Genomic DNA, 25,743 nt, shown 5'->3' with positions numbered 1-25,743 from the left:
GGGGTTTCCGTATGACGGACGACACCGTATGACGGACGACACAGACCAACGGCACGGGAGGGGCGGGACGATGACGGAGAGCGGTTCGGGGAACGGGAACAGCCCCGGCAGCGGCGGCGACCGGCCGCGCCACCGCGTCGTGGTCCTCGCCCTCGACGGGGTCCTCCCCTTCGAACTGGGCATCCCCCAGCGGATCTTCGGCCGCGCCAAGAGCCCCGACGGCGCCCCGCTGTACGACGTGATCACCTGCTCGGTCCGCCCGCCGGGCCCGGTCCGTACGGACGCGGACTTCGACATCCTCGTGACCAGCGGCCCCGAGGCCATCGCCACCGCCGACACGGTGCTGGTCCCCGCCTCGTACGAACTCGGCCCGGTCCACGAGGAGGGCAGGCTCACCGACGAACTCAGCGCCGCCTTCTCGTACTTGCGCCCCGGCACCCGCATGGTCTCCATCTGCACCGGCAGTTACGTGCTCGCCGCCGCCGGATTCCTCGACGGGCGGCCCGCCTCCACCCACTGGTCGTCGGCCGCGCACTTCCAGCGGACCTTCCCCCGGATCAAGGTCGACGCGGACGTGCTCTTCATCGACGACGGCGACGTCCTGACCTCGGCCGGGGTCGCCGCCGGGATCGATCTGTGTCTGCACATCGTGCGCCGCGACCACGGCACGGCGATCGCCAACGACGTGGCGCGGCGTACGGTCGTACCCCCGCACCGGGACGGCGGCCAGGCCCAGTACATCCAACGCCCGGTCCCGGAAGCCCAGTTGGCGACCACCACCAAGGCGAGGGCCTGGGCGCTCGCCCGGCTCCACGAGCCGATCCAGCTGCGGGACATGGCGGAGCAGGAGTCGATGTCCGTGCGTACGTTCACGCGCCGCTTCCGTGAGGAGGCGGGGATCAGCCCCGGACAGTGGCTGGTCCTGCAACGGGTCGAGCGGGCGCGGTATCTGCTGGAGTCGACGGACCTCTCCGTCGACCAGATCGCGAAGGACGCGGGATTCGGTACTGCGCAGTCCATGCGCCAGCATCTCCAGGCGGCGCTCGGTGTCGCGCCGACCGTCTACCGCCGGACCTTCCGCGCCGTCCCCGGACAGCGGACGCCGACGATCGACGGCACCCGGAACGGCAACGGCGCCCGGAACGGCGACAACTCCCGGAACGGCAGCGGGGCGGCGGCTGCGGCGCTCAGGCCTGTGTGACGGCCTTCGACGAGCCGTCGGCGGGGCGGTCCACGTCCACGGGCCGCCCGGTCGTCACCGGCAACTCAACCGCGTACCGCCCGATCCCGCCGTTCCGCCCCGGTGCCCGCACGGCCACCGACGGCTCGTACTCCGCGCTCCCGTCCGGCTCACAGCGGTCCACCTCGCACCAGATGCGCTTGCCCGAGCCCTCCGGCTGCCACCCCCACCGGTCGGCGAGCCCGTCGACCAGCTCCAGGCCCCGCCCGTTGGTGTCCCCGCCCTGCGCGTGGCGCGGATGGGGCGGTCGCGCGCTGGTGTCGGCGACCTCGACCCGTACGGTCCCGGCCTCGGCGGCCCCCGAGCCGAACAGCATCCGCAGCACGGCCGGACAGCCCGTGTGCACCACCGCGTTGGTGACGAGCTCGGAGATCAGCAGGATCAGCGTCTCCGCCAGCGGCTCGTCGTCGTTCATTCCGGAACCGATGAGCCGCGAACGCGCCCATCGACGGGCCCGGCCGACCTCCGCCGGATCGGCCCCGACCTCCAACTGCACCTGAAGTACCTGCACCGCTCACACCATCCGAACCGGCGGGCACATCGCCTCGCGCCTCGACAAGGTCCACGACAAGGTCACAGAACGTGATTCCCTTGTGGGACAGCATGGTTGACGTACAGTCACCGCAACAAGCGCTTCGGGCATATTCCAACGCGAAGGAGTACGCGTGAGGCATACTGTGCGACGCGCTCTGCGGGAAGTCGAACAACGACGCATCGGGCGCCTTCGAACGGCGCGATCGGCAGGCATTCGCCGGTCCGGCGTCGCCGTACCGGCCACACCGAATCCGTCTCGTCCCACCGAAACTCGCACCCGAGCGAGCGTACCGGAGCCTGCCGCCGACTCCGGCCCGTGACGGGTCGCCGTAAGGACACAACCCGGTATCGACATGTGCGCGCACTGTCTCGTCACGCATGGTGACGCTCTCCGGTGCGGCCCGGCCGCGGCTCCTCCGCAGCTCCGGGCGGCCGGCCCGGTGCCCCCGTTTTAGGGCTCCGGCGTGACGTAGTACTCGGCGAACGCCGTCAGGATCTCCTCCTCGGAGATCCGGCCGTCACCGTCCGCGTCCAGCGCCCGCGCGACCTCCCCCGCCCTCGCCTGCTCCGTGCCGAGCACGAGCAGCACGCGCTCGGCCGCGGCGGGCGTGACACCGCCGCCGTCCTCGTCCGCGATGGCGATCACCGCGTGCAGAAAGGGCCGGGCGATCTCGGCGAAGCGCTTGGGGCTGTCGCGCAGCCTCTTCGCGGCGCCGGTGATGAATTCCTGCCGGGTGACCCGCTGGTCACCGTCGACGTCGGCGATACCCGCCATGCCCTGCCAGAAGGCCTCGGCCCCGTTGTAGAGGTTCTGCCCCTTCTCGGATCGTGCGGTGACGCCGAACTCCGCGAGCAGTGCCGCTGCCGCTCCGCTGAAATCCTCGCGGTCGATGTAGCCGTTGCCGTCCTGGTCGAAGGCGGCGAATCGGGAGGCGATCTTGCCCTCGTACTCTGCGCTGTCCATGACTGGGAGCGTACGACGCCGGGGGGCCACCGTGTGGTGGCTTCACGTCTGTCCGCTGGACATGAACGGTGCCGGGCCCGTGCGCCGGGGCCACGTCTGACCTGTGCCTTGGCGGTGCCCGCCCCCTGCCCGGCCTATGCCGACAGGGGCTGCGCTTCCTCGTCGACGGCCTCGGAGACGTCCGAGTAGACGTCGAAGAGACGGCGCACACCGAGAGCCGCGAGGACGCGGTTGACGTGCGAGCCCTCCTCCGCGCCGTGCGCGGGCAGGATGAGATGGAGCCGGCCCTGGCAGGAACGCATCAACTTGCGGGAGGCGATGAGCACACCGACGCCGCTGGAGTCGCAGAAGAACACTCCGGACAGGTCCAGCACCAGCTCACGGCGGCCGGCGGCGACCGCGTCGTGGACGTGCTGGCGGACCACGGGCGAGGTCACGAGATCCAGTTCTCCGGTGATGCGCAGCACGGTCCACAGACCGTGCTCGTCCTTGTCCACCTTGAGCGTCACGCCTGGACCTTCCCTCGTACGGTTCCGGGGACCCCACAGTGGATTCCCGGATTCCGGACCTTCACCGGAGACCGTCCTTCTTCTTCGCGGCTGCCCCTCCGACCTCTGATGAAACACAACGGACACCGGCCGGGGAAATTCCTTATCATCTCGGACGGCCTTCGGGGGCGCACTTGACGCAAAGGGGCGCACTTCGATGACACTGGCCAGTACATTCGAAATGGCGGGGTCAGCTCACGGAGTCGGACGACGGAGCGGTCACAGGGGCTGGGGGTCTCATGGCAAAGGACACACCGTCCCGCTGGGACCGCCGGATGCGGCAGCGGCTCGCGCGGGGTGAGGCCGCCGCGCTCGGCGAGCTCTACGACCGCTTCGCCTCGCTCGTGCACAGCCTCGCCCACCGGGTGCTCGACGACGACGAGGCCGCCGACCGGATCACCCGCGAGGTCTTCGGTTACGTGTGGGAGCACCCCGACGCCTTCGACCCCAAGCAGGGCTCGATGCGGTCCTGGATCGCCACGCTCACCCGCCACCAGGCGGTGCACCGGCTGCGTGAGCTGGAGACCGCCGCCCGTCAGGCCAGCGGCGAGGGCACCGCGGAAGAGCTGGAACAGAAGATCCGCGAGGCGTCGGCCGCCGCACGCGCCGACTACATCGTCACCTCCATGCCGGCGTCGCTGCGCGCCGCGCTGGACCTCGCGTACTTCCAGCGCCGTGACTACCGGCAGACCGCCGCTGACCTCGGGGTCACCGAGGACGAGGCGCGGCGCCGACTGCGGCTCGGTCTGCAACTGCTCTCGTCGGCGAACACCCGGCCCCTGGAGGGCTCGTCACCGCCCGGCAACGGACGGTCGCTGTGAGCGGGCCGCTCGACGGCGGCCGGGGCCGGGGCAATCCCGACGACCCCGACGACGTGCGCGGCATCCCGCGCATACCAGGCCAGCGCGCCGCCGCGGACGACCTGGAGCCGCCCGCGGCGGACGTACTGCGCCGGGCCGTCGAGGGTGCCGCGCGCGCCGCGCAGGCGGCGAAGGAGAGCCGCGAACGGGAAGAGCCCGATGGGACGAACGAGCCGGATGAGGCCAACGAGGCACACGCGGCGGACGATGCCGACGCGGACGACACAGGCGACGCGGCGGACCACACAGGCGACGTGGCGGCGGACGAGGGGACCGGCGGCGTTACGGGCTCGGCCCCCGGCAGACCGCGCGAGCCGGCCCATCCGCCGGATCCGGCCCGGGAGCGGGACATGACCGGCGGCCGGGGCCCGCAGGGTTCACCGCCGCCCTGGCAAGCCACGGAGCCCGCCGAGCCGCCGCCCTCGCACTCCGTACTGAAATCCCTGCTCGGCGCGTGGGCCCTGGCGGCCTGCTCGCCCGAGGAGACGACTCACGTCGAGAACCACCTCACCGAGTGCGCGCCGTGCGCCGACGAGGCCCTCAAACTCCGTGACGCCGTCGGCCTGTTGCAGACCGACCGCACGCTGGATCTCCCTCCGCTGCTCCGCTCCCGGGTGCTGGAGACCTGCCTCGACCGCCGGGCCGCCCGTATCCCCGTGCCGGTGTGGGCCACCCCGTACGACGCGGAGACCGCCCGGCTCGACGCGCTGCTGCGCGACTTCGGCGACGCGGAGTGGCACGCGCCGCTCCAGCTCAGATGGTTCGAGAAGGAGGAGCCCGTCGCGCGCAGGGCCACGGTCGCCGGGGTCATCGGACATCTGATGACCGTCGACGGGCTGGTGGCTTCGGCGCTGGGCCTTGAGGATCCGCTGGGCCCGTCGGCACCGCGGTCGCCGACCGACCGGACCGAGGCGTTCTGGCGTACTGCGCATCCGCCGCCCACCCGCACGATCCACGAGCCGTGGCGCGACCAGAGCCACGAACTGCTCAGAACGGTGTCCTTCGCCGGGCGCGGGGTGGCCGAACTCTCCGTCTCGTACGGCGAGTTCGCCCTGCCGTTGCGCGACGCGCTGATCGACCGGGCCTTCGAGTGCTGGATCCACGGATCGGACATCGCCGTGGCGGTGGACTACCCGTATCCGCCGCCGAGCGGCCCGCACTTGCGCGTGATGATCGACCTCGCCGCACAGCTGATCCCGTCCGCCCTCGCGGCCCGCCGCCGGGCGGGCCTGGCGTCACCGGCGCGTCAGCCGACCGTGCCGGGCTCGCCGGGGCGGTCCCTGCATCTGGAGGTCGAGGGCGCGGGCGGCGGGGACTGGTACATCGCGCTCGACTCACCGGCCGCGGTCGGCACCGCAGAGCACGCGGTGGCCCAAGTGGCGCTGGACGGCGTCGAGTTCTGCCGGCTGGTGGCGGGCCATCTCTCGCCCGATGAGGCGGCGGCCGGGCAGGACGGCGACCGCGAGGCGATCCGCGACGTCCTGTCGGCGGCGGCCTCGCTGAGCCGGCTCTAGGCCGTCCGCCCAACAGGCCCTGGGGCCTCCGCCGTACTCACGCCTGCGGCTACGCGAAGATCACCGTGCGGGTGCCGTTGAGCAGGATGCGGTGTTCGGCGTGCCATTTGACCGCGCGGGCCAGCGCCTGGCACTCCACGTCGCGGCCGATCGCCACCAGCTGCTCCGGGGTGACCTCGTGGCCGACGCGCTCGACCTCCTGCTCGATGATCGGGCCCTCGTCGAGGTCGGCGGTCACATAGTGCGCGGTGGCACCGATCAGCTTCACACCCCGGGCGTGCGCCTGGTGGTACGGCTTCGCGCCCTTGAAGCTCGGCAGGAAGGAGTGGTGGATGTTGATGATCCGGCCGTTCAGCTGCTTGCACAGATCCTCGGAGACGACCTGCATGTAGCGGGCGAGGACGACCAGCTCGACGTCCTCGGCGCGGACCAGCTCCAGCAGCTGGGCCTCGGCCGCCGCCTTTGTGTCCTTGGTCACAGGGATGTGGTGGAAGGGGATGTCGTACGAGGCGACCAGCTCGGCGAAATCGGTGTGGTTGGAGACGACGCCGGCGATGTCCACGGGCAGCGCGCCGGTCCGCGACCGGAAGAGCAGGTCGTTCAGGCAGTGGCCGAACTTGCTGACCATCAGGATGATCCGCATCCGGTCCCCGGCGTGGTGGAGCTCCCAGTCCATCCGGAAGGAGTCGCCCACGGCGGCGAAGCTCGCGCGCAGCTTCTCCACGGTCACCGGCGTCTCGGCCGAGAAGTGGACCCGCATGAAGAAGAGACCGCTGTCACGGTCGCCGAACTGCTGACTGTCCTCGATGTTGCATCCGGTCATGAACAGAAAGCTGGAAACGGCGTGCACAATGCCCTGTTTGTCCGGGCACGAGAGCGTCAGGACGTACTGGTCGGACAGGGCGGCGGGCCGGTCGGACCCGGCATCGGACTGCTGCGCGGCACTCATGAACCCTGAGGATTCCACACGGGACCGGCACCCGCACGGCCCACCGGAAACCACCGGGCCGAGACCACCGCGCGCACCACGTGCGCCCCCGGGCCTCAGGCGGACTGCGTCAGGATCCGCAGCACGTCCAGCGAGCGCGGCACCGTGTCCGGGTCCTCGCCGTCGTTCACGGCGAGCCTGACGTGCGCCTCACGCGCCGCCCGTACGGCCTCCGGCCAGCCGTGATGCTCCAGATACACCGCGATCGGGGCGTCCGGCCCCACCTGGTGCATGATCCGCAGCACCCGCAGGACGGCGACGTCGACCAGCGCGGCCTCGCCGGAGTCACGGAAGATCGTCCCGACGTATTTCTCCGCCGACCAGTTGTCCAGCCAGGTGTCCTCGACCAGCCGGTACACGGCGTCGGTGACGTCGCCGTACCCCTCGCGGCCGGCCAGCCAGTACTCCTGGTGGAAGACGGGATCGGAAAGCATGTGCAGCGCCGAGCGCACGTTGCTGCGCCAGCGCCACCAAGGAATGTCATTGAGCGGCATGCCGCCCATGGTGGAGGAGCGACGGCCACGACGGGAAGAGTTATCCGAACCTTGCTGCACAGCAGCAGATCGTACGGTCACTCCGGTGGTGATGATATTCGCCCCCTGTAATTCACCTCGTGGTCATGTGTGGTTGAACAAGCCCCACCTGGAAGTTACCCACAGGCCGGAAGTGTGCGGATACATGACCGGTAGGCAGCAGCGCCCGTCCTTCCCTCACAACTTCCGCCGGAATCCCGTGGTCCGCGCCTTGTGCACGGTGGCGGCCGGGGCGTCGGTGGTCACCGGATGTGGCGTGCTCCCTGGTGACCCGGGGGGCTCCAGGGAGCCCGTCACAGTCATGACCTGGGCGCCCGAGGGCACCGGCGCGACGAACATGCCCGGCATGCCCGCCATGGCCAAGGCGTACGCGCGGTGGGTCAACGAGGCGGGCGGCATCGACGGCCACGAGCTGCGCGTGCTGACCTGCAACGAGCGCAACACCTCGGCGGGCGCCGCCGACTGCGCGCGTCTGGCATCCGACAAGGACGTGACGGCCGTCGTCGGCTCGTACAGCCAGCACGGCAACGCCTTCATGGCGCCCCTGGAGGCGGCCGGCATCCCCTACCTCGGCGGCTACGGCATAACCGAGCGCGAATTCAGCAGCTTCGTCTCCTACCCGGTCAACGGCGGCCAGGCCGCGCTCCTGGCCGGGAACGGGCTCCAGCTGGGCGGGGAGTGCGGCCGGGTCTCCATCGTGCGGCCCGACACGATCACCGGTGACGCGATGCCGGAGCTGCTCAACTCGGGCCTCAGCAACGAGAAGGACAAGGACGACGGGGACGACGAGAAGGCGACGGACGTCCGCGCCGCCGAGGACGCCACCGACTACACCGCCTCGGCCGAGAAGGCCCGCGAGAACGCGGCCGACGGCTGCGTCACGGCGGTGCTCGGCGACCGTACGGAAACGTTCTTCGACTCCTACCGGCGCCTGCCCGACGACGGCGGCAACGTCCGCATCTCCTCGGTGCTCGGCAGCGTCGGCCAGCCGCTGGTGGACCGCACGGGCGGCTCGAAGGGCCTCTTCGAGGGCGCGTACGTCACGGGCTGGTACCCGCAGGCCTCCGACCCGGCCTGGGAGCCGATGCGCGACGTGCTCCAGAAGCACGCCTTCGGCGACGCGAGCATCGACACTTCGGATCCGGGCGTCCAGACCACCTGGATCGCCTACACCGCGCTCAAGTCGGTCATCGAGTCGATCGACCGCGACACGATCTCCTCGGCGACGCTCGCACACGCGCTGGACACGGGCGCGAAGGTCGACACGGGCGGGCTCACACCCCCGCTGCGCTGGCGCTACGAGGACATGCTCGGCCTCCCGGGCTTCCCCCGCATCGTGAACAGCGAGGTCACCTTCCAGGTGGTCCGCGACGGCCAACTGGTGGCCCTGAAGGACGGCTTCGTGGACGTCCGGGGCACCCTGAGCGACGCGGACACGAGGGCGTAAGCCGCCCGCGGGTCCCCGTACGCCGGACCGGCGCGAGCCTGTCCGGCGTCTGCCTGTCCGGCGGCGGGCGCGCGCTGTCACAGTTCCGTCGGGGCGCGTTCCGTGAGGCCGTACTTGGACGCGATGCCGTTCCAGAGGCCCGATGCCTTCTGCTTGGCCGCCGTCGCCTCGCCGCTCGCGCGGTTGCCCTCGGCCGCCGCCTTTGTGGTGCGGGCCTTGCCGCCGCGGCAGCCCTTCTTCGTCTTCGCCTCGGTCGCCCATGTCGCGTAGTGGTCGTCCGCCGAGGCGGAGGCCTGCCAGGCATTGGTCAGCGAGTTCGAGAGCCGGGCGTGCTGCGGCAGTTTGTCGAGGGTCAGTTCCTTGAGGCGGGAGACCAGGTCGCGGCGCTGGTCGGCCGCGTCCTGGAGGTCGGTGACCGCCTGGTCCAGGTTCTTGCAGCTCTTGATGGAGTCGACCGCGCTGATCACCGCCGCCCGGCTGTCGTTGCTCTCGGCGAGGAGCTTGTCGAGCTCCTCGGCCTGGGGCTTGGCCGGGTCCTCCTCGGCCGGGTCGCCGCCCTGGCCCGAGGGCGAGGACTCCGACGACACGGTCTGGTTCTTGTCCTGCTTCTCGGAGTCGTCGCCGCTCATCAGCCAGCCGGCGCCGAGGCCGAGCACGGCGCAGCCGACGACCACGGCGGCGATCAGCGGGACCGGTGAGGACTTGCGGCGCCCGGCGGCCCGGCCCTGCGGGCCCGAGGGCTCGTGCGGGGCGCCCTGCTGCGCGTACGGGGGCGGGGTAGCGCCGTAGCCCTGCTGTCCGTGGGGCTGCTGTCCGTGGGGCTGCTGGGTGCGGGCCTGTCCGCCGCGCCTGCGGCCGGTGCCCGCGCCGGGGTCGATCTGCGGCAGTTGCTGGGTCTCGTCCGGCACGGCGCCGCCCCCGCCGGGGGTCTCCGTACGGAAGAGGCTGTCGAACTCGGCGGGCGGCTGGCGGTCGCCGGGGGCGCCGGGCCGGACGCCGTACGGGGCGCCCTGGGGCGCGGCCGGGATCTCGTTCGGGTCCCCCGCGGGGACGGGCGCGATGAACTGCGTGGCGTCCGCGTCCGAGGTGGCCTGCGCGGGCGGGCCCGGCTGGACGGTGCCGAGGTACTGGGTGGACTCGGCCGGGCGCTCGGGCGGCAGCCCGCCCGGGGTCCGGCCCTGCTGGTACGACGGCACCGGCGGTATGTACTGCGTGGCGTCGGCGGGCCCGGCCGCGGCGGGCACCGGCGGTATGTACTGCGTCGCGTCCGCGCTGCCGCCGGGGGGCGCCTCGGCGGGCAGCGGCTGCGCGCCGTACACACCGGCCATCGGCGGCCCGTAGGACTGCGGCGGCTCCTGGTGCGGCGGCAGCGCCTGCGGCAGGGGCCCCGGGTGGGCGGGCGGCAGGGGCTGCTGGTGCTGCTGCGGCTGGTACGACTGCTGCTGAGGCGGCTCGTAGTGCTGCTGGAGCGACTCGGGCTGCTGCGGGTAGCCGTAACCCCCGTCCGCGCCCCCGCCTCCGCCTCCGTACGCCCCGTAGGCGCCCGGGTCCTGCTGCGGAGGCAGGTGCCCCTCCAGCTCCGGCTGCGACTGTGGCGCACCCGGCCCCCAGGGCTGCCCCCACGGCTGCCCGCCCGCCGGGGCCGTCTGGTCGGCCGGGGCGGACTGGTCCGCCGGGGCCCCGGGGATCAAGGGGGGACCGCCGTCGGCGGGCAGCACGATGCCTTCGTGCGCGGGCCGAGAAGCAGGCAACTGCGACTCGTCCCTTTGTCCGCTTTGCGTCACCGGGACTCCTAGTGTGGACCTACGGAATCGTCAGTTCACGCTACCGGGTGTTTCAGCGGCCCTGCCACGCGCCTGGAACCAGTCACCAACCGCCTGTTCAAGACACCTTCCGACGATGCGGGTCAATCGGACACCCGCGTCCCGCCGGCCCCGTGACCGGTCTCATCCCCGCATCCGCCCCGGTCACGGAGCCGCACTCGGGTCACACCCCGCCCCACCGGTCACCGCGCCAACTCCGCGCCGTGGCCGCACGACCACCGACCGCAGCACCACCGCCCCTGCCCCCGGTGGAAGTTGTAGCAAAGCCGTGTCACGCGGCCTGCGTCTCCAGCCGGGCGCTGAACTCCCGTACGGCGGGCTCCGATCCGTACGGCTCCAACCGCTGCTGGAGATCGTCCAGATACTCCGCTCCCCTGCTGGAGCGCAGCGTGCCGAGCAGCTCCGCCGCGCGCATGCCCGTACGGCACGCCTCCTCCACCTCGCGCTGCTGCACCTGCGCCGTGGCCAGCAGGACGAGGCCGATCGCCCGCCGCCTCGACCGGGTCTCGGGATGACCTGTCAGCGAGTCGGAGGCGTGGCGCGCCGCCGCCTCGGGCTCCCCCAGATCGCGGTAGCAGTGGGCCAACTCGTCGGCCAGATAGGCGTGGTCGAAGTGCGCGATCCACGCCGGGTCGTCGTCCTGCTCCGGATCCGCCTGCTCCAGCGCGGTGAGCGCCCGGCCCGCGACCGCGTGGCACTGGCTCGCGTCGCCCAGCAGCGCGTGCCCCCGCGCCTCGGCGGCCAGGAACATGGCCTGCGCCCTCGGGGTGACGTGCCCGCGCGCGCCCTCCTGCGCGGCCCGCGCCAACTGGGCGATCTCGCGCGGGTTTCCGAGCTGGGCCGCGAGATGGCTCATCGACGCGGCCAGCACATATCCGCCGTATCCCCGGTCCCCCGCGGCCTGCGCGAGCCGCAGCGCCTGGATGTAGTACCGCTGGGCGAGCCCCGGCTGGCCGGTGTCCACCGCCATGTACCCCGCGAGTTCGGTGAGCCGGGCGACATCGGCGAAGAGCCTGCGGCCGACCGATTCCCGGTACGACCCCGAGAGCAGGCCCGACACCACGCTGTTCAGATAGTGCACGACGACCGGGCGGACATGGCCGCTGCCGAAGCGGTGGTCCAGGTCGACCAGCGCCTCGGTCATGGCGGCGACCGCCGCGACGTCCGAATCCCCCACCCGCGCACCGGTGCTGCGGGCCACGGACGCGTCCGCGCCCGTGATCAGCCAGTCCCTGCTCGGCTCGACGAGGGCGGAGGAGGCCACCGCCGATCCGGAGAGGAAGTCGCGCCGGCCCACGTCGCTGCGCCACAACTCGCAGACCTGCTCGATCGCGCCGACGACCGTCGGCGAGAACTGGAGGCCGATGCCGGAGGCGAGATTCTTGCCGTTGGCCATCCCCAGCTCGTCGATGGTGACCGTACGCCCCAGCTTGCGGCCCAGCGCCTCGGCGATGATCCCCGGGGCCCGCCCGCGCGGCTGCTGCCCGCGCAGCCAGCGCGCCACGGACGTCTTGTCGTAGCGGAGATCGAGACCACGCTCGGTCCCGACCATGTTGACCCGCCGGGCGAGACCGGCGTTGGAACAGGCGGCTTCCTGGATGAGTGTTTGCAACCGTTCGTTCGGCTGACGGGCGACGAGAGGCCTGGCTGCCAATGGATACCCCCTGTGGCCGCAGTGATCGACAGAGTGATCACTGCCCGGCAGATCTGCCGTGAATGCGTGCGATGGTCGAAATCAGCAATCTTCGGTAACTTCTCGGAAACGCCGCCCGCTTGGCGTCGAGGTGTGCGTGACCCAACCTCGGGCCTCCCAAAGGGCAACCCCCGGTCACCAATTGTGGTTACCCATCCACGCGGCGCAACCTCTTACGCGCCCCCGTCCATGCCTCAGTGCGCCCCGCGTGCAGGATCGATGCTCCTGCGCGACGGTCGCCGGCGCCCGTAACCCCAGGTCCGGGCGGGAGTTGTGCTCTCCGTGGACAAGACCATCGGAGTGACGGGCGTCGCGGACGCCGCGCAGATCCCCAAGCAGCGGGGCGACCTGCTGATGGACACCGCCGTACGGTACGCGGAGGAACGGCACTGGGACGTGTTCCCCGGCACCTGGCTGGAGGCGGTCGGCGGCAGGGAACGGTGCTCGTGCGACCGCGCCGACTGCCCGGCCCCCGGGGCGCATCCCACGCGGCCGGACTGGGCGGCCCAGGCGACGGGCAGCGGGGTCGCCGCGCGCCGGCTCTGGTCGAAACAGCCCGGCGCGTCGATCCTGCTGCCGACGGGCCGTACGTTCGACGCCCTGGACGTGCCGGAGTCGGCGGGGTTCCTGGCGCTCGCGCGGATGGAGCGGATGCGGATGACGCTCGGCCCGGTCACCTGCACCCCGGACCGCCGGATGGTCTTCTTCGTCCTGCCGGGCGGCTCGCTGAAGGTGGGCGGCCTCGTGAAGAAGCTGGGCTGGTCGGCGTCGGCGATCGATCTGGTGCCCCTGGGCGAGGCGCGGTACGTGGCGGCGCCGCCCACGCGCGTCGGCGGCTCCGGCGCGGTGCAGTGGGCCCGGCGGCCGACTCCGGCCAACCGCTGGCTGCCGGACGTGGAGGAGCTGATCAGCCCGCTGGCGTACGCGTGCGGCCGGGACGCGGCGGCGGCCAGGGCCGGTCGTCCGGCCTGATCCCCTCCGTCCCTGAGATCTGTCCCTGAGTTTGTCCCTGAGTTTGTCCCTGAGGGGCCGCAGGGGGGCGGTCTTATGGTGGGTCTTCTCGACACCACGAAAAGGAACACCGAAGGGCAGTGCGGCATGCCGGAACAGGTACCGGACCGAGCGGCGGAGCGGACAGGGCGGACGGAGCGGGTGGTGCCGCCGGCCGCGGGGGCGGAAGGCGGGGCGGGCGGGGCGCGTACGGCGGGCGCGGCGACGCCGCCTCCCGCCGTACGCGTGGAGGGGCTGTGGAAGCGCTTCGGCGAGCAGGTCGCCGTCGCCGGGATCGATCTCGATCTGCCCGCCGGCCAGTTCGTGGGTCTCGTCGGCCCGAACGGCGCGGGCAAGACGACCACGCTCTCCATGGTGACCGGCCTGCTGCGGCCGGACATGGGCCGGGTCCAGGTCGCCGGGCACGACGTCTGGGGCGACCCGGCGGCGGTCAAGGCGCGGATCGGGGTACTGCCCGAGGGGCTGCGGCTCTTCGAGCGGCTGTCCGGGCGCGAACTCCTCGGATACACCGGCCGGCTGCGGGGGCTGCCCGGTGACGAGGTCGACAAGCGCGCCACGCAGCTCCTGGGCGTACTGGACCTGGCGGACTCGCAGCACAAGCTCGTCGTGGACTACTCGACCGGTATGCGCAAGAAGATCGGGCTGGCGGCGGCGTTGCTGCACAACCCCGAAGTCCTCTTCCTGGACGAGCCGTTCGAGGGCGTCGACCCGGTGTCGGCTCAGACGATCCGCGGCGTGCTGGAGCGCTACACCGAGTCCGGCGCGACCGTCGTCTTCTCCAGCCATGTGATGGAGCTGGTCGAGTCGCTGTGCGACTGGGTCGCGGTGATGGCCGCAGGGCGTATCCGCGCGCAGGGGACCCTCGCGGAGGTACGGGGCGACGCGCCGTCGCTCCAGAACGCGTTCCTCGAACTGGTCGGCGCGCAGGGCCGGGGCACCGGCGAGTCCCTGGACTGGCTGGGCGGTGCCCGGTGAGCGCCGCCGCCGCTGACAGCGCGGGGCTGTCGGAAGCGGCGGGTCCTGCCGGGTCGGCCGCGCCTGCCGGATCAGCGGGTCCGGCCGGATCAGCCGGATCAGCCGGTCCCGTCGGTTCCGGTACGACGCCGGTCGTCACCCTGGGGACCCGCGCGCTCGCGCCCGTCTTCGTACGGCTGAAGCTGTCGCTGCTGCGCAACGGGCTGCGCCAGTCATCGGGCCGTACCGCCGCGTACGTCGTCTCCGTCGTCTTCGCCCTCCTCATCGCCGCAGGCCAGTTGCTCGGCCTGATCCTGCTGCGCGGGAACGACGGCGCGGCCACCCTCGTCGTCGTACTGACCGCGCTGGTGGCCCTGGGCTGGGCGATGCTGCCGCTGTTCTTCCCCAGCGGCGACGAGACGCTCGACCCGAGCCGGCTCGTGATGCTGCCGCTGCGGCCTCAGTCGCTGATCGGCGCGCTGCTGGCCGCGTCCCTGGTCGGGATCGGCCCGCTGTTCACGCTCTGCCTGGTGCTCGGCTCGGCGATCGCCGTCGGGCACGGCGCGGGCGCGGTGGCGGTGTCTGTGTTCGCCGTACCGCTGGCCCTGCTGGTGTGCGTGGCGCTGTCGCGCGCCGTGGCAGCGGCGAACATCCGGCTGCTGACGTCACGTAAGGGGCGGGATCTGGCGGTGCTGAGCGGTCTGGTGATCGCCGTCGGTATCCAGTTCGTCAACTTCGGTGTCCAGCGGCTCAACGAGGCGGGCGGGCTGTCGGCGCTCGACCCGGTGGCGGACGTCCTGCGGTGGGTGCCGCCCGCGTCGGCGATCGGCGCGGTGGACTCGGTGAGCGAGGGCGCTTACGGGCTTGCCGTGCCCCAACTGCTGCTGTCGCTCGCCGCGTTCGCCGCGCTCCTGTACTGGTGGCGCCGCTCGCTGGTGAAGCTGATGACCGCCCCGGACGGCTCGACGATCGCGGCGTCCTCCGGCCCGGCCCGCAAGGAGTCGGCGTCCGGGCCGCTCAGCAGGCTGCTGCCCGCGGGGCGTACGGGCACGGTGATGCAGCGCAGCCTGCGGTACGTGTGGCGCGACCCCAAGACCAAGGCGGCGTGGGTCACTTCGCTGGCGGTCGGCCTGATCGTGCCGCTGGTGAACGCCCTCCAGGGCAACGGCTCGATCTATCTGGCCTGCTTCGCGGCGGGGATGCTCGGGGTCCAGATGTACAACCAGTTCGGGCAGGACACCTCCGCGTTCTGGATGGTGGCCCTGACGATTTCCTCGACGCGCGACGCGTATCTGGAACTACGGGCACGGGCCTTCGCCCTGCTGGTGATCACGCTGCCGTACTCGGCACTGGTGACGATCCTGACGGCCGGGCTGCTCGGCGACTGGCAGGCGCTGCCGGAGGCACTGGGGCTGTCCTTCGCGCTGCTCGGCGCGATGATGGCGACGGGGGCGGTGGCGTCGGCGCGGTTCCCGTACTCGATCCCCCAGGACAGCGCGTACAAGAACGTCGCCCCCGGCCAGGCGGGGCTCGCGTGGATCTCCATCCTCGGCGGCATGCTGGGCGGCGCGCTGCTGTGCGCACCGGTGATCGGCCTCTCGATCGCCCTGCACGCGTCGGGCGCGAACGGCTGGACATGGCTGGTGCTTCCGGTGGGCACGGCGTACGGCACGCTGATCGCCTGGTCGGGAGTCCGCCTGGCGGCACCCCGCACGGCATCGACGCTGCCGGAGATCCTGACGGCGGTGAGCAAGGGCTGAGGACGTTCTCGCCGGGGTCCTGTCCGGCGAACCCGCGCGGATGAGCCTCGGCACCTGGGGCGTGCCTTCCAAGTCCCGCCGTCCGCCTGCGAGGCGGGGCCTGCGGCGGCTGGTGCGGTGCGTCGCAAGGCGGCGGATCGGCGTTGTGGATGGGCTCGGCCGTACGTGGACGAGTCCGACAACGCGGCGGGGTGCCGCCGGTCGCGGCAGCGGCTGATGTCACTGCCGCTTCCGGAACCGCGAAGACCCACCCGCCTGAACCCGGGCCGTGTCTTCAAAGTCCCGCTTGGCCCGCGACGCCGGTACGGCGCGCTTCCGTGCGCGCGCCAGGCGCCGTGTGCGGGGCTGGACTTGGCGGGCACGACGCGGGGCGTGCCCGCCAAGTCGCCCCACCGACAGGCGGGCGGGGTCTGCGGGACCGGTGCGTGCGACCGCGCGGCCGGTGACGGCCAGGGGCGACCCCGCGGCACCGCCCAGGGTCGTACCGCCGAGTCGACCGGGCCCGCGAAGATCCGCGGACAGGACCTAAGCTCGCCGCATGACTGTGATGCTCAGCGCCGCCGCCCGGAAGCTCCTCGACGGCCGTAACCCCGCCGTCCTGTCCACCGTCAACCCGGACGGCAGCCCGCAGTCCTCCGTGGTCTGGGTCGGTACCGACGGGGACGATCTGGTCATCTCCTCGCAGGCCGGGCGGCGCAAGGTGACGAACCTGGCCGGTGAACCCCGGGTCAGCCTCAGTGTGTTCGACCCGGCCGACTCGCAGATCTACGTCGAGGTACGCGGCACGGCCACCGTCACCGAGGACGCCGGCAGGCGGACGGCCGTCGCGCTCGCCGAGAAGTACGAGGGGCCCGGCGCCGGGCGGGAGTATCTGGACCTCCCGCCCGAGGCCGCGCGCGTCACGATCCGGATCACCCCGCAACGGCTCACCGGCAGCGCGGCGGTCTGAGCCGAAACGATTCAGACCTGCCGCCGAAGAAACGCGCTACGGCGTCAACGCACCGTCCAGGAACGGCTCTATCGCCGCGCGCCAGGCCTCCGGCTGGTCGTAGTGCACGAGATGCCCGGCGTCGTCCACCTCCGCGTACTCCCCGCGCGGCAGGACCCGCACCATCTCCTGCGCCTCCGCGCGGCCCAACTCGCCGTCCAGGCCCCGCACGACCAGCGTGGGGCAGCGGACCTGCGCCAGCTCCTCCCAGTGCGCGTCGTAGACCCACGTGGCGCGTGAGGTGAGCATCTGGCGGCGGGAGAAGACCGGCCACCAGCCGTCGGCGCGCTCGGTCATCACCTCGGCGAAGAACTCGCCGCGGCCCGGATTCGGCCCCTCCAGCCAGGGGTCGTCCTCACCGAACCACTTCCGTACGTCGGCGAGCGTCTTGAACGGAAGGGGCCAGGCGCGGAACCAGTCGTCCCACAGCCGCTGCGAAGCCGCCCCGAGCGCGGACGCCCGCATGTCACTGATGACCAGCGCCCCGACCAGGTCGGGCCGCTTCGCGGCGAGTTGCCACGCGGTCAGCGCGCCCATGGCGTGGCCGACGAGGGTGACGGGCGCGAGGCCGAGCTGTTCGACCACCGCCTCGGCGTCCGACACGTACGCCTCGCGGGTGTACGACGCGTCGGGAGGCTTCGCGCTGAGGCCGTGGCCCCGCTGGTCCAGCGCGACGGCCCGATGACGCCCCGACAGCCAGCGCGCGGTGGCCGCCCAGTGCGAGGCGCGGCCCATCAGGCCGTGGAGCAGCAGCACACCCGGGGTGGCCCCGGTCCCGGCCCGCTCCTCGGGCTGGTCGGTGAACTCCCAGGCTGCGAGCCGCAGCCCGTCGAATCCGCTCACATCGATGCGCTGCACCATGTGTCCTGGCACCCCCTTCGGTCCTGAGTGGTCGAGTCCGATGGCACCGGCCCGATCCCGTGCCGTTCGGTCATGCGGCTCCCAGACTATCGAACTCCCATTCGAAAACCTGGCCGCCGCGTCCAACACCGCTCGTTCGAGTGACCGTGGTCAACGGTTGTCCAGAGCGGTGGAGGGGAGATTTCCTGCGGGAGGCGGACCACTCGGGGATGAGGGTCCGTGGGGACCGACCCTGGGAGCTCGGGGCTCCGGGTCGGAAGCGGGGAGGACAGGCCCCGGCGCCTCAGGGCGCCGGGGCCCTTGCCGTACGGAGCCCCGGCGCCGGGCGCGACAGGCCCCGCGGCAGGCCCGGCGACAGACACAGCGGCGACGACGACAGGCACAGTGACAAGCGTCAGGCGCACAGCCCCGCTCCCTCCTCGGCCACGGGCCAAGCTCCGCGACCGCTGCCCTCAGGTCATATGCCCCCGGGCAAGCCTGGCACGCGAATCGCCCGCCCGCTGCCATTCCGCCGTGAATTCGTATTCTCCGTCGCCGAAGGAATACTCTCCGCAGCCGCGCCCGGGTGCCGAGAACCCGGCCCCGGGGACCCGGGACCGAGCTCCGGAGTCCCCGGGGGAGAGGTCAGCGCTTGGCGACGAAGACGTGCGAGGCGACCTCGGAGTCCAGCTCCGCCGCCTCTCCGCTGCTGCCCACGAGCACCCCGCCGACCGGCGACTCGGTCACGCTCACCACGGAGCCGGGCTGCACGCCCGCCCGTCGCAGCGTGTACATCAGCTGGGCGTCCGTCTGGATCGGCTCGCCGATCCGCCGCACCACGACCGTCTTGCCCTCCGCGCCCGGGTCCAGCTCGGCCAGGCTCACCATGCCCTCGTCGAGGAAGGGGTCGGCCCCCGCGTGCTCGCCCAGCTCCTCCAGGCCCGGGATCGGGTTCCCGTACGGCGACTCCGTCGGGTGCCGCAGCAGCTCCACGACCCGGCGCTCGACCGCCTCGCTCATCACGTGCTCCCAGCGGCAGGCCTCCGCGTGCACCTGCTCCCACTCCAGGCCGATCACGTCGACGAGCAGACACTCGGCGAGGCGGTGCTTGCGCATCACGCGCGTCGCCAGCCGGCGCCCCTCCTCCGTCAGCTCCAGATGCCGGTCGCCCGCGACCTGCACCAGCCCGTCCCGCTCCATACGCGCCACGGTCTGGCTGACCGTCGGCCCGCTCTGATCCAGCCGCTCCGCGATCCGGGCGCGCATGGGGACCACACCTTCCTCTTCCAGTTCGAGGATGGTGCGGAGATACATCTCCGTCGTGTCGATCAGTCCGGACATACGTGCCCCTCGATGCTGTGACATGAAAACAACCGTGCGCAGGCCCCGTGCTCAATTCTGACGCATCGCACCGACAACCGTGCCGTGCGGGAAGCCGCCGAAGGCGAAGCCGTATTGACACGGTAAAGGTCCAGACCGCAACGTGATCCGCGGCACGGGCATTCCCTCCCCTGTCCGTCTTCTTTTCCGCCCTTTTCTCCGCCCCCTACGGAAGGTCTCCCGAATGAGCGAGAGCACGCTGGCCGGTCAGTTCTTCGGCGCCGCGATCGGTCTGCTGGAGCGTGTACGCGACGAGGAGGCCGCGAACATCGAAGCGGCCGGAAAGGCGATCGCCGAGACCGTGACCTCCGGCGGCCGTGTCTTCGCCTTCGGCGCCGGGCACTCCTCGCTCGCCGCGCAGGACGTCGTCTACCGGGCCGGCGGTCTCGCCGTCATGAACCTCCTCAACGTGCCGGGCGTGATGGGCGTCGACGTGATGCCCGCGACGCTCGGCTCGGCGCTGGAGCTGGTCGACGGCCTGGCGAGCGCCGCACTGGACTCCAGCCCGGCGAAGGCAGGCGACGTCCTGGTGATCATCTCGCTGTCGGGGCGCAACGCGCTCCCGGTGGAGATGGCGCTGAACGCGCGGGCGCGGGGTCTGAAGGTGATCGGGGTGACATCGGTGGCGTACGCGACGGAGACGAAGTCCCGTCACGCGTCCGGGACTTACCTCAAGGACCACTGCGACATCGTGCTCGACAGCAAGATCGCCGTGGGTGACGCGGAGCTGTCGGCGGAGGGTATCGAGGCACCGTTCGCACCGGCGTCGACGGTGGTGACGAGCGCGCTGATGCAGGCGATGGTGGCGACGGCGGCGGGCGGCCTGGTCACCCGCGGCGTGGAACCCCCGCTGCTGCGCTCGGGAAACGTGGACGGCGGCCACGAGTGGAACGGCCGCGTGATGACGGAGTACGGGGACCGGATCTTCTACCGGCACTGAACGTGCCGGGCGGGACCGGGCCGACGGCGCCCGGCACGCCAGGTCGGCCTACTGGCGGCCGGGCGGAAGGCCCGGAGGCCCGCCGCCCGAGCGGCCGGAGCACCGGGCTCGCCAACCTCGGACGTCCGGCGTCCGGGGCTACCGCCCAGCCGGGGCCTCGGGCGGCAGCCCGCGCAGAGGCCGACTGCGACGCCGGGCGCCGACAGCCGCTTCAGCGGCGGGTGAACCCGGGCCGCACGCCCGGGGGTCCGCCTCCCGGAATGCCCCCGGCGGCAAGGCACATGCCTGGGGGAGGTCCCGCGTCCGGAGGCCCCTGCCGCGCGGCGGCGCCGGCGACTGCCGGGGCCTCGGGCGGCAGCCCGCGCAGAGGCCGACGCGGCGCCGGGCGCCAACGGCCGCTTCAGCGGCGGGTGGGGGCAGCCGATGGTGAAGGCGGGCTCCAGGCCGTCAAGCCTCCGGGTCGGGCTCGACGTCGAGCAGGGTCAGCAGGTCCAGGGAGGCCGCCATGCGGGCCGTGACGTCCTCCGCGTAGATCGCGTCCTGGCGTTCGAACGAGGGGCGGGTCGTGCCGCGGAGGAACGTGACCACGCCCAGCGTCCTGCCCCGGCTGCGCAGCACCGTGCAGAGCGCGTGCACCGAGTCGGGGGGCCATTGGCGCGAGACCGACCAGGTCGGGGTCGTCGACGCGCCCGTGGGGGCGCTCGCGCGTACCGAGCCGTTGCGGGACACCGCCTGGAGGGCCGGGTGTCCGTCCCGGTACCGCACGGGGATGCCGCCGGCCGCGACCGGCAGGCAGGGTCCGGCCGAGCCGGCCGGCGTCGCCGCCACCCGTACCAGCCGGGTCGGCGGCACGTCGCCGCCGTAGGGCGCGACCGGGGCCGGCCCGCCCAGGACCAGATCGATCAGCGCGTGGTCCGCGAAACCCACGAGCGCGAAGTCCAGGCAGACCCGCGCCGCCTCCATCGGGTCCTCGCACTCGCCCGCGGCCCGCCCCGCGCGGTGCAGCTGGCTCGTGCGGAAGCGCAGCTTGTCCGCCTCCTGCGCCGCCAGCCGCGCCTCCGTGACGTCCTGGAACAGCCAGCCCACACCCAGCGGCACCGGCTCCTCCGCGAGCGGGGACGCCAGCCGTACGAAGCCGCTGCGCCAGCACCGCCGCCGCTCGCTCCCGTCCTGCGTGCGCAGCGTCACCCACAGCTCCGCGAGCGCACGCGGCGCGCCCTCCGCCAGTACGTGATGGAGCGCGCCCTCCAGCTCCTCGACGCCCTGTACGACGGTCTCCCCCAGGGGCCGCCCGAGCAGCGCCGTACGACCCGAGCCGAGCGCACGCGCGGCGTGCCCGTTCACGACGGTCGGGCGCAGATCCACGTCGACCAGGACCACACCCCACAGCGCGTCGTCGAACAGCGCCTCGCTGAGCGCGATGGACCGCTCCAGATCGATCTGCGCGTGGACCTCGCTGAACGCGCAGTACACCCCGGCAGGTTTGCCGTCCGCCCCGCGTACGCCCGCGGACTGTGTCCGTACGAGCACCCTGCTGCCGTCCTTGCGCAGCAGCGCGAACTCGTGCACCAGCCGTCCCGGCACGCCCATCGCCGACATGAGACGCCCGTGCACCTCGTCCGCGTCGGCACTGCGCACGGCCCAGCCGGCGAATCCGCGCCTGCCGACGGCCTCGTCGGCGGACCAGCCGAGTATCCGCTCGGCCTCACGGTTCCAGTGGGTGATCACGCCGTCGGCGTCGAACGCGCAGAGCGCCGCGTCCATCCCGTCCAGCAGCGCGGCCAGCAGATCCGCACCGGGCCCGCCGTCCGGGCCCGTCACCTCGGCCGCGCCCGCCGCGTCGGCCTCGCCGGATTCCGGTCCGTCGGAGCCGGGCGGGCGAGTGGTCCCGCTCCGGGAAGCACTCATCCCTGGCACCCCCTGCCGCCTGCTCGGTCATACCTACGATCATTCAACTCCAGGGTGACCCAGCACACACCTTGTTCAGCGAAATCGTTGTGCGGTGGAAATCCAAATAATCACTTGTGGGGCGCGGGAGCGCTTCCTAGGGTGGTGAGCACACTAGAAGGGAGGTGGTTCGGAAGTGATTTCAATCCGGACAAGTGAGGTGGCTGCGGGCTGACGCCCGTCGTCGCACACGTGCGGTGCCGGTGAACCACCGGCCCAATCCAAGCAGTCACCCGACCCGCGTGCTCGCCGGTAAGTCCGGCCGGCTCCTCTCCGGAGGGACCTGAGCGCGCGGGTCGTCTGCGTTCCCGGCGCCGTCCTACGGGCAGAGCCTCTCCACCCGCCAGCCGCCCTCCGCCGCGACGTACCGCAGCCGGTCGTGCAGCCGGTTCTCGTGGCCCTGCCAGAACTCGACCGTCTCCGGGACGACGCGTATCCCGCCCCAGTACGGCGGCACCGGGACCGGCTCGCCGGCCGGGTAGCGGGCGGCCAGGTCCTCGTACCGCTCCAGCAGCTCCGCGCGCGAGCCCACCGGCGAGGACTGTTCGCTCGCCCAGGCACCGAGCTGGGAGCCGTGCGGGCGGGTGCGGAAGTACGCCGCCGTCTCCGCGCGGCCGACACGGGACGCCGTACCGGTCACGACGACCTGGCGGCCCAGCGCGTGCCAGGGGAAGAGCACGCCGACGTACCGGTTCGCGTCGATCTCCCGGCCCTTGCGGGACCCGTAGTTGGTGAAGAAGACGAAGCCGCGGCGGTCGTACGCCTTGAGCAGCACGGTCCGGGACGACGGGCGGCCGTCGGGGGTCGCGGTGGAGACGACCATCGCGTTGGGCTCGTGCAGACCGCCGGCCACCGCCTCCTTGAACCAGCTCGCGAACTGGTCCATCGGCTCGGCGGCGAGGTCGGTCTCCAGGAGGGCCGCCGCGCGGTACTGCTCGCGCATGAGGGCGGGGTCGGGGGACTCGGCGCGGTCGGGGCTTTCGGCGGTGTCCGGGCTCTCGGCGGACGGAGTGTGAGGCACGCGACCCATACTCCCGCAATGCGGGAGCCGTGGCATGGTTGATTCGATGTCCGTGCTGGGCAGGACGGTGGGTAACGGATGACCGTTCCGGACCGCGAGTCGTACGACAACGACCGTGGATCCGTATCGGCGCCGACAACTTCTGACATCGGATGCGCGGGCCGTAGGCCGTGAGCCGTCATCCGGTTCAGCCGATCGCTTCCGCGTCAGTCCGCGTCAGTCACACCAGAGGAGCCGCCTGATGTCCGATTTCGTACCCGGACTCGAAGGAGTCATCGCTTTCGAGACGGAGATCGCCGAACCGGACAAGGAGGGCGGTGCCCTCCGTTACCGGGGCGTCGACATCGAGGATCTGGTCGGCCGCGTTTCCTACGGGAACGTGTGGGGCCTGCTCGTCGACGGCGCCTTCAACCCCGGGCTGCCGCCCGCCGAGCCCTTCCCCATCCCCGTCCACTCCGGCGACATCCGCGTCGACGTGCAGTCGGCGCTCGCGATGCTCGCCCCCGTCTGGGGTCTCAAACCGCTCCTGGACACCGACGAGCGTACGGCCCGCGACGATCTGGCGCGGGCCGCGGTCATGGCCCTGTCGTACGTGGCGCAGTCCGCACGCGGGCAGGGCGTGCCGATGGTGCCGCAGAGCGAGATCGACAAGGCGGAGTCCGTCGTCGAGCGCTTCATGATCCGCTGGCGCGGGGAGCCCGACCCCCGGCATGTGAAGGCGGTCGACGCGTACTGGACGTCGGCGGCCGAGCACGGCATGAACGCGTCGACGTTCACGGCCCGCGTCATCGCCTCCACCGGCGCGGACGTCGCCGCGGCGCTCTCGGGGGCCGTCGGCGCCATGTCCGGGCCGCTGCACGGCGGCGCCCCTTCGCGCGTCCTCGGCATGATCGAGGAGATCGAGCGGACGGGCGACGCGACGGCCTGGGTGAAGAAGGCGCTCGACAAGGGCGAGCGGCTGATGGGCTTCGGCCACCGGGTGTACCGGGCGGAGGACCCGCGCGCCCGCGTGCTGCGGCGTACGGCGAAGGAGCTGGACGCGCCGCGCTTCGAGGTCGCCGAGGCGCTGGAGAAGGCGGCGCTGGAGGAGCTGCACGCGCGCCGTCCTGACCGGGTGCTGGCGACGAACGTGGAGTTCTGGGCGGCGATCATGCTGGACTTCGCGGAGGTGCCCGCGAACATGTTCACGTCGATGTTCACGTGCGCGCGTACGGCGGGCTGGTCGGCGCACATCCTGGAGCAGAAGCGGACGGGGCGGCTGGTGCGGCCTTCGGCGCGGTACGTGGGTCCGGGGCCGCGCGACCCGCGCGAGATCGGGGGCTGACGGCGGCGCTCCGGCACGGGCAGCGGTGCCCGGCCGTCGGACGGGTTCGAGCCCGTCCGGCGGCCGGGGGCAGCCGCCCCAGCGTGTCCCCGTCAGCTCAGCGCCGTATCCACGATGCTCGCCCACTGGGCCACCACTCGCTTCCGCCGCTGCGTGTCGTCCGTCAGCAGCGTCGCCAGACCCAGCCCCCGCGCCATGTCCAGCAGCCCCTGGATCGTCTCGCGCACACCGGGCACCGACTCGTCCGCGCCCAGCAGTTCGACGGTCATCCGGTGCGCCTCGCGCCCGACGCGGCCTTCGAGTTCGGTGACGCGGGCCCGCAGCTGCTCCTCGTTGGACGCGGCGACCCACAGTTGCAGCGCGGCCCTGAACAGCGTGCCGGTGTAGAGCGCCACGACCTCCTCGACCACCTCGCGGCGGCGGTCCGGCCCGGTCGGCGCGAGCGCGCGCAGAGCGCTGGTGCGTTCCTCGGCGACGTACTCGACCGCAGCCGTGAACAAGTCCTCGCGGGTGGGGAAGTGATGCTGCGCCGCGCCGCGCGAGACCCCGGCGCGTTCGGCGACGACCGAGACCGTGGAGCCGCCCCAGCCGTGTTCGGCGAGGCAGGACACGGCGGCCTCCAGCAGCCGTCGGCGGGTGGCGCGGCTGCGGTCCTGCTTCGGCGCGGCTACCGTACCCATGCCGCGTCCCGCCGCTCGACGAACGCCGCCATGCCCTCACGGGCCTCGGCCGTGGCGAAGAGCGACGCCGAGCGCTGTACGAGATCCTCCGCGTACTGCTCGAAGGCCTCCAGCACCCGCGCGTTCAGCAGCTTCTTCGATTCGGCCAGGCCCTGTGGGGAGCCTCTTCGCAGGGCGTCGAGAAGCGGGGCGAGCGCGGTGTCCACGTCGTCGGCGGCCTCGGTGATCAGCCCGTCGGCCAGGGCCTCTTCGGCGCCGAAGGTCTCGCCGGTGAGGTAGTGGCGGGCGGCGGCGCGCGGCGCCATGCGGGGCAGCAGGGGCATCGAGATGACGGCGGGCGCGACACCGATGCGTACCTCCGTGAAGGCGAAGTCCGAGCCGGTGGAGGCGATCACGATGTCGCAGGACCCGAGCAGCCCCAGGCCCCCGGCCCGCACATGGCCGGTGACGCGCGCGACGACGGGCTTCGGGTGCGCGACGATCTGCCGCATGAGCGCGACGAAGGTGTACGGGTTCGGCGGCTCCTTCAGATCGGCGCCGGCGCAGAAGGTGGTGCCGGTGTGGCTGAGGACCACGGCCCGTACGGCCGGGTCCTCGGCACAGTTGGTGAGCGCGCCGGCCAACTCACCGACGAGGCGCGCCGACAGGGCGTTGCGCTTCGCCGGCGCGTTCATGGTCAGGGTGGTGATACCGCGTTCGTGCGCGGTCGCGACCAGCGTCACGTGGTCTCCGTCTCTCGCTCGCGGTCCGTCGG

Annotated in this window: 23 protein-coding genes; 10 read left to right on the top strand and 13 right to left on the bottom strand. The window is 72.2% G+C overall.

Annotated features, from left to right (window positions below):
• Positions 1 to 70: 70 nt before the first annotated feature.
• Positions 71 to 1,201: a GlxA family transcriptional regulator gene (locus ACFWV8_RS22325; protein WP_384205041.1), complete on the top strand. Its 1,131-nt coding sequence runs from the start codon at positions 71 to 73 to the stop codon at positions 1,199 to 1,201.
• Here the strand turns inward: ACFWV8_RS22325 and ACFWV8_RS22320 are convergent.
• From ACFWV8_RS22320 to ACFWV8_RS22310, 3 genes are all read right to left on the bottom strand, one after another.
• Positions 1,188 to 1,751 (bottom strand): ATP-binding protein, encoded by a 564-nt coding sequence (locus ACFWV8_RS22320; protein WP_384204941.1) that lies wholly within the window; start codon positions 1,749 to 1,751, stop codon positions 1,188 to 1,190. The two genes, ACFWV8_RS22325 and ACFWV8_RS22320, sit on opposite strands and share 14 nt — an antisense overlap.
• 474 nt (positions 1,752 to 2,225) lie before the next feature.
• Entirely contained in the window at positions 2,226 to 2,738 is a 513-nt protein-coding gene (locus ACFWV8_RS22315; protein WP_384204934.1) for an EF-hand domain-containing protein, read from the bottom strand.
• 134 nt (positions 2,739 to 2,872) lie between these two features.
• A complete protein-coding gene (locus tag ACFWV8_RS22310; protein ID WP_384204930.1) occupies positions 2,873 to 3,247 on the bottom strand; it encodes an STAS domain-containing protein in 375 nt (124 codons plus the stop codon).
• A 278-nt stretch (positions 3,248 to 3,525) separates the two neighbouring features.
• Between ACFWV8_RS22310 and ACFWV8_RS22305 the strand changes: the two genes are divergently transcribed.
• Both ACFWV8_RS22305 and ACFWV8_RS22300 read left to right on the top strand, forming a co-directional pair.
• Positions 3,526 to 4,107 carry a sigma-70 family RNA polymerase sigma factor gene (locus ACFWV8_RS22305; protein WP_329386301.1) on the top strand — a complete coding sequence of 194 codons (582 nt, stop codon included), beginning with the start codon at positions 3,526 to 3,528 and terminating at the stop codon, positions 4,105 to 4,107.
• Positions 4,104 to 5,660: a maleylpyruvate isomerase N-terminal domain-containing protein gene (locus ACFWV8_RS22300; RefSeq protein ID WP_384204922.1), complete on the top strand. Its 1,557-nt coding sequence runs from the start codon at positions 4,104 to 4,106 to the stop codon at positions 5,658 to 5,660. Before ACFWV8_RS22305 ends, ACFWV8_RS22300 begins: the two co-directional genes overlap by 4 nt.
• 49 nt (positions 5,661 to 5,709) lie before the next feature.
• Here ACFWV8_RS22300 and purU read toward each other — a convergent pair whose 3' ends face one another.
• On the bottom strand, positions 5,710 to 6,609 hold the full coding sequence (gene purU / locus ACFWV8_RS22295) for a formyltetrahydrofolate deformylase (RefSeq protein ID WP_329386297.1): 900 nt from the start codon (positions 6,607 to 6,609) through the stop codon (positions 5,710 to 5,712).
• Positions 6,610 to 6,704: 95 nt separating this feature from the next.
• A complete protein-coding gene (locus ACFWV8_RS22290; RefSeq protein ID WP_329386295.1) occupies positions 6,705 to 7,142 on the bottom strand; it encodes a hypothetical protein in 438 nt (145 codons plus the stop codon).
• 184 nt (positions 7,143 to 7,326) lie between these two features.
• On the opposite strand from ACFWV8_RS22290, the gene ACFWV8_RS22285 reads away from it, so the two are divergent.
• Positions 7,327 to 8,628, top strand: coding sequence for an ABC transporter substrate-binding protein (locus tag ACFWV8_RS22285; protein ID WP_384204910.1), 1,302 nt, complete (start codon positions 7,327 to 7,329; stop codon positions 8,626 to 8,628).
• A gap of 77 nt (positions 8,629 to 8,705) precedes the next feature.
• Here the strand turns inward: ACFWV8_RS22285 and ACFWV8_RS22280 are convergent, their stop codons facing one another.
• Together ACFWV8_RS22280 and ACFWV8_RS22275 are read right to left on the bottom strand one after the other, a co-directional pair.
• Positions 8,706 to 10,412: a hypothetical protein gene (locus tag ACFWV8_RS22280; RefSeq protein WP_384204904.1), complete on the bottom strand. Its 1,707-nt coding sequence runs from the start codon at positions 10,410 to 10,412 to the stop codon at positions 8,706 to 8,708.
• A gap of 310 nt (positions 10,413 to 10,722) precedes the next feature.
• Positions 10,723 to 12,105: a transcriptional regulator gene (locus ACFWV8_RS22275; protein ID WP_384204900.1), complete on the bottom strand. Its 1,383-nt coding sequence runs from the start codon at positions 12,103 to 12,105 to the stop codon at positions 10,723 to 10,725.
• Positions 12,106 to 12,417: 312 nt separating this feature from the next.
• Between ACFWV8_RS22275 and ACFWV8_RS22270 the strand changes: the two genes are divergently transcribed.
• From ACFWV8_RS22270 to ACFWV8_RS22255, 4 genes are all read left to right on the top strand, one after another.
• Positions 12,418 to 13,116, top strand: a complete 699-nt coding sequence (locus ACFWV8_RS22270) for a bifunctional DNA primase/polymerase (RefSeq protein ID WP_384204898.1) — start codon at positions 12,418 to 12,420, stop codon at positions 13,114 to 13,116.
• 126 nt (positions 13,117 to 13,242) lie between these two features.
• Positions 13,243 to 14,130: an ABC transporter ATP-binding protein gene (locus ACFWV8_RS22265; protein ID WP_384204895.1), complete on the top strand. Its 888-nt coding sequence runs from the start codon at positions 13,243 to 13,245 to the stop codon at positions 14,128 to 14,130.
• A gap of 140 nt (positions 14,131 to 14,270) precedes the next feature.
• Positions 14,271 to 15,869 (top strand): transporter, encoded by a 1,599-nt coding sequence (locus tag ACFWV8_RS22260; protein ID WP_384205035.1) that lies wholly within the window; start codon positions 14,271 to 14,273, stop codon positions 15,867 to 15,869.
• Positions 15,870 to 16,407: 538 nt separating this feature from the next.
• Entirely contained in the window at positions 16,408 to 16,818 is a 411-nt protein-coding gene (locus ACFWV8_RS22255; RefSeq protein ID WP_384204892.1) for a PPOX class F420-dependent oxidoreductase, read from the top strand.
• A 36-nt stretch (positions 16,819 to 16,854) separates the two neighbouring features.
• On the opposite strand, the gene ACFWV8_RS22250 is transcribed toward ACFWV8_RS22255, so the two are convergent.
• A complete protein-coding gene (locus ACFWV8_RS22250; protein ID WP_384204889.1) occupies positions 16,855 to 17,718 on the bottom strand; it encodes an alpha/beta fold hydrolase in 864 nt (287 codons plus the stop codon).
• 624 nt (positions 17,719 to 18,342) lie between these two features.
• Positions 18,343 to 19,038: a metal-dependent transcriptional regulator gene (locus ACFWV8_RS22245; RefSeq protein WP_329386274.1), complete on the bottom strand. Its 696-nt coding sequence runs from the start codon at positions 19,036 to 19,038 to the stop codon at positions 18,343 to 18,345.
• A gap of 223 nt (positions 19,039 to 19,261) precedes the next feature.
• Between ACFWV8_RS22245 and ACFWV8_RS22240 the strand changes: the two genes are divergently transcribed.
• Positions 19,262 to 20,017 carry an SIS domain-containing protein gene (locus tag ACFWV8_RS22240; RefSeq protein WP_384204886.1) on the top strand — a complete coding sequence of 252 codons (756 nt, stop codon included), beginning with the start codon at positions 19,262 to 19,264 and terminating at the stop codon, positions 20,015 to 20,017.
• 447 nt (positions 20,018 to 20,464) lie between these two features.
• Here ACFWV8_RS22240 and ACFWV8_RS22235 read toward each other — a convergent pair whose 3' ends face one another.
• Positions 20,465 to 21,925, bottom strand: a complete 1,461-nt coding sequence (locus ACFWV8_RS22235) for a PAS domain-containing protein (RefSeq protein WP_384204883.1) — start codon at positions 21,923 to 21,925, stop codon at positions 20,465 to 20,467.
• Between the two features lie 358 nt (positions 21,926 to 22,283).
• On the bottom strand, positions 22,284 to 22,907 hold the full coding sequence (gene pdxH, locus ACFWV8_RS22230; RefSeq protein WP_384205030.1) for a pyridoxamine 5'-phosphate oxidase: 624 nt from the start codon (positions 22,905 to 22,907) through the stop codon (positions 22,284 to 22,286).
• Between the two features lie 319 nt (positions 22,908 to 23,226).
• Here pdxH and ACFWV8_RS22225 point away from each other — a divergent pair, with 319 nt between their 5' ends.
• On the top strand, positions 23,227 to 24,309 hold the full coding sequence (locus tag ACFWV8_RS22225; RefSeq protein WP_384204880.1) for a citrate synthase 2: 1,083 nt from the start codon (positions 23,227 to 23,229) through the stop codon (positions 24,307 to 24,309).
• A gap of 92 nt (positions 24,310 to 24,401) precedes the next feature.
• On the opposite strand, the gene ACFWV8_RS22220 is transcribed toward ACFWV8_RS22225, so the two are convergent.
• Together ACFWV8_RS22220 and ACFWV8_RS22215 are read right to left on the bottom strand one after the other, a co-directional pair.
• Positions 24,402 to 24,989: a TetR/AcrR family transcriptional regulator gene (locus ACFWV8_RS22220; RefSeq protein WP_384204877.1), complete on the bottom strand. Its 588-nt coding sequence runs from the start codon at positions 24,987 to 24,989 to the stop codon at positions 24,402 to 24,404.
• Positions 24,977 to 25,711, bottom strand: a complete 735-nt coding sequence (locus ACFWV8_RS22215) for an enoyl-CoA hydratase family protein (RefSeq protein ID WP_384204874.1) — start codon at positions 25,709 to 25,711, stop codon at positions 24,977 to 24,979. The genes ACFWV8_RS22220 and ACFWV8_RS22215 overlap by 13 nt, the downstream gene beginning before the upstream one ends.
• Positions 25,712 to 25,743: the final 32 nt, after the last annotated feature.

The sequence above is a fragment of the Streptomyces sp. NPDC058665 genome (assembly GCF_042714995.1).
Lineage (GTDB): Bacteria > Actinomycetota > Actinomycetes > Streptomycetales > Streptomycetaceae > Streptomyces.
This window is presented reverse-complemented; position numbering and strand designations above follow the sequence as displayed.

Bases quoted from the DNA above. Each gene is read 5' to 3' on its own strand.
- ACFWV8_RS22325 (WP_384205041.1), top strand. From the start codon at position 71: ATGACGGAGAGCGGTTCGGGGAACGGGAACAGCCCCGGCAGCGGCGGC.
- ACFWV8_RS22315 (WP_384204934.1), bottom strand. From the start codon at position 2,738: ATGGACAGCGCAGAGTACGAGGGCAAGATCGCCTCCCGATTCGCCGCC.
- ACFWV8_RS22305 (WP_329386301.1), top strand. From the start codon at position 3,526: ATGGCAAAGGACACACCGTCCCGCTGGGACCGCCGGATGCGGCAGCGG.
- purU (WP_329386297.1), bottom strand. From the start codon at position 6,609: ATGAGTGCCGCGCAGCAGTCCGATGCCGGGTCCGACCGGCCCGCCGCC.
- ACFWV8_RS22290 (WP_329386295.1), bottom strand. From the start codon at position 7,142: ATGCCGCTCAATGACATTCCTTGGTGGCGCTGGCGCAGCAACGTGCGC.
- ACFWV8_RS22285 (WP_384204910.1), top strand. From the start codon at position 7,327: ATGACCGGTAGGCAGCAGCGCCCGTCCTTCCCTCACAACTTCCGCCGG.
- ACFWV8_RS22265 (WP_384204895.1), top strand. From the start codon at position 13,243: ATGCCGGAACAGGTACCGGACCGAGCGGCGGAGCGGACAGGGCGGACG.
- ACFWV8_RS22255 (WP_384204892.1), top strand. From the start codon at position 16,408: ATGACTGTGATGCTCAGCGCCGCCGCCCGGAAGCTCCTCGACGGCCGT.
- ACFWV8_RS22250 (WP_384204889.1), bottom strand. From the start codon at position 17,718: ATGGTGCAGCGCATCGATGTGAGCGGATTCGACGGGCTGCGGCTCGCA.
- ACFWV8_RS22245 (WP_329386274.1), bottom strand. From the start codon at position 19,038: ATGTCCGGACTGATCGACACGACGGAGATGTATCTCCGCACCATCCTC.
- ACFWV8_RS22240 (WP_384204886.1), top strand. From the start codon at position 19,262: ATGAGCGAGAGCACGCTGGCCGGTCAGTTCTTCGGCGCCGCGATCGGT.
- ACFWV8_RS22235 (WP_384204883.1), bottom strand. From the start codon at position 21,925: ATGAGTGCTTCCCGGAGCGGGACCACTCGCCCGCCCGGCTCCGACGGA.
- pdxH (WP_384205030.1), bottom strand. From the start codon at position 22,907: ATGCGCGAGCAGTACCGCGCGGCGGCCCTCCTGGAGACCGACCTCGCC.
- ACFWV8_RS22225 (WP_384204880.1), top strand. From the start codon at position 23,227: ATGTCCGATTTCGTACCCGGACTCGAAGGAGTCATCGCTTTCGAGACG.
- ACFWV8_RS22220 (WP_384204877.1), bottom strand. From the start codon at position 24,989: ATGGGTACGGTAGCCGCGCCGAAGCAGGACCGCAGCCGCGCCACCCGC.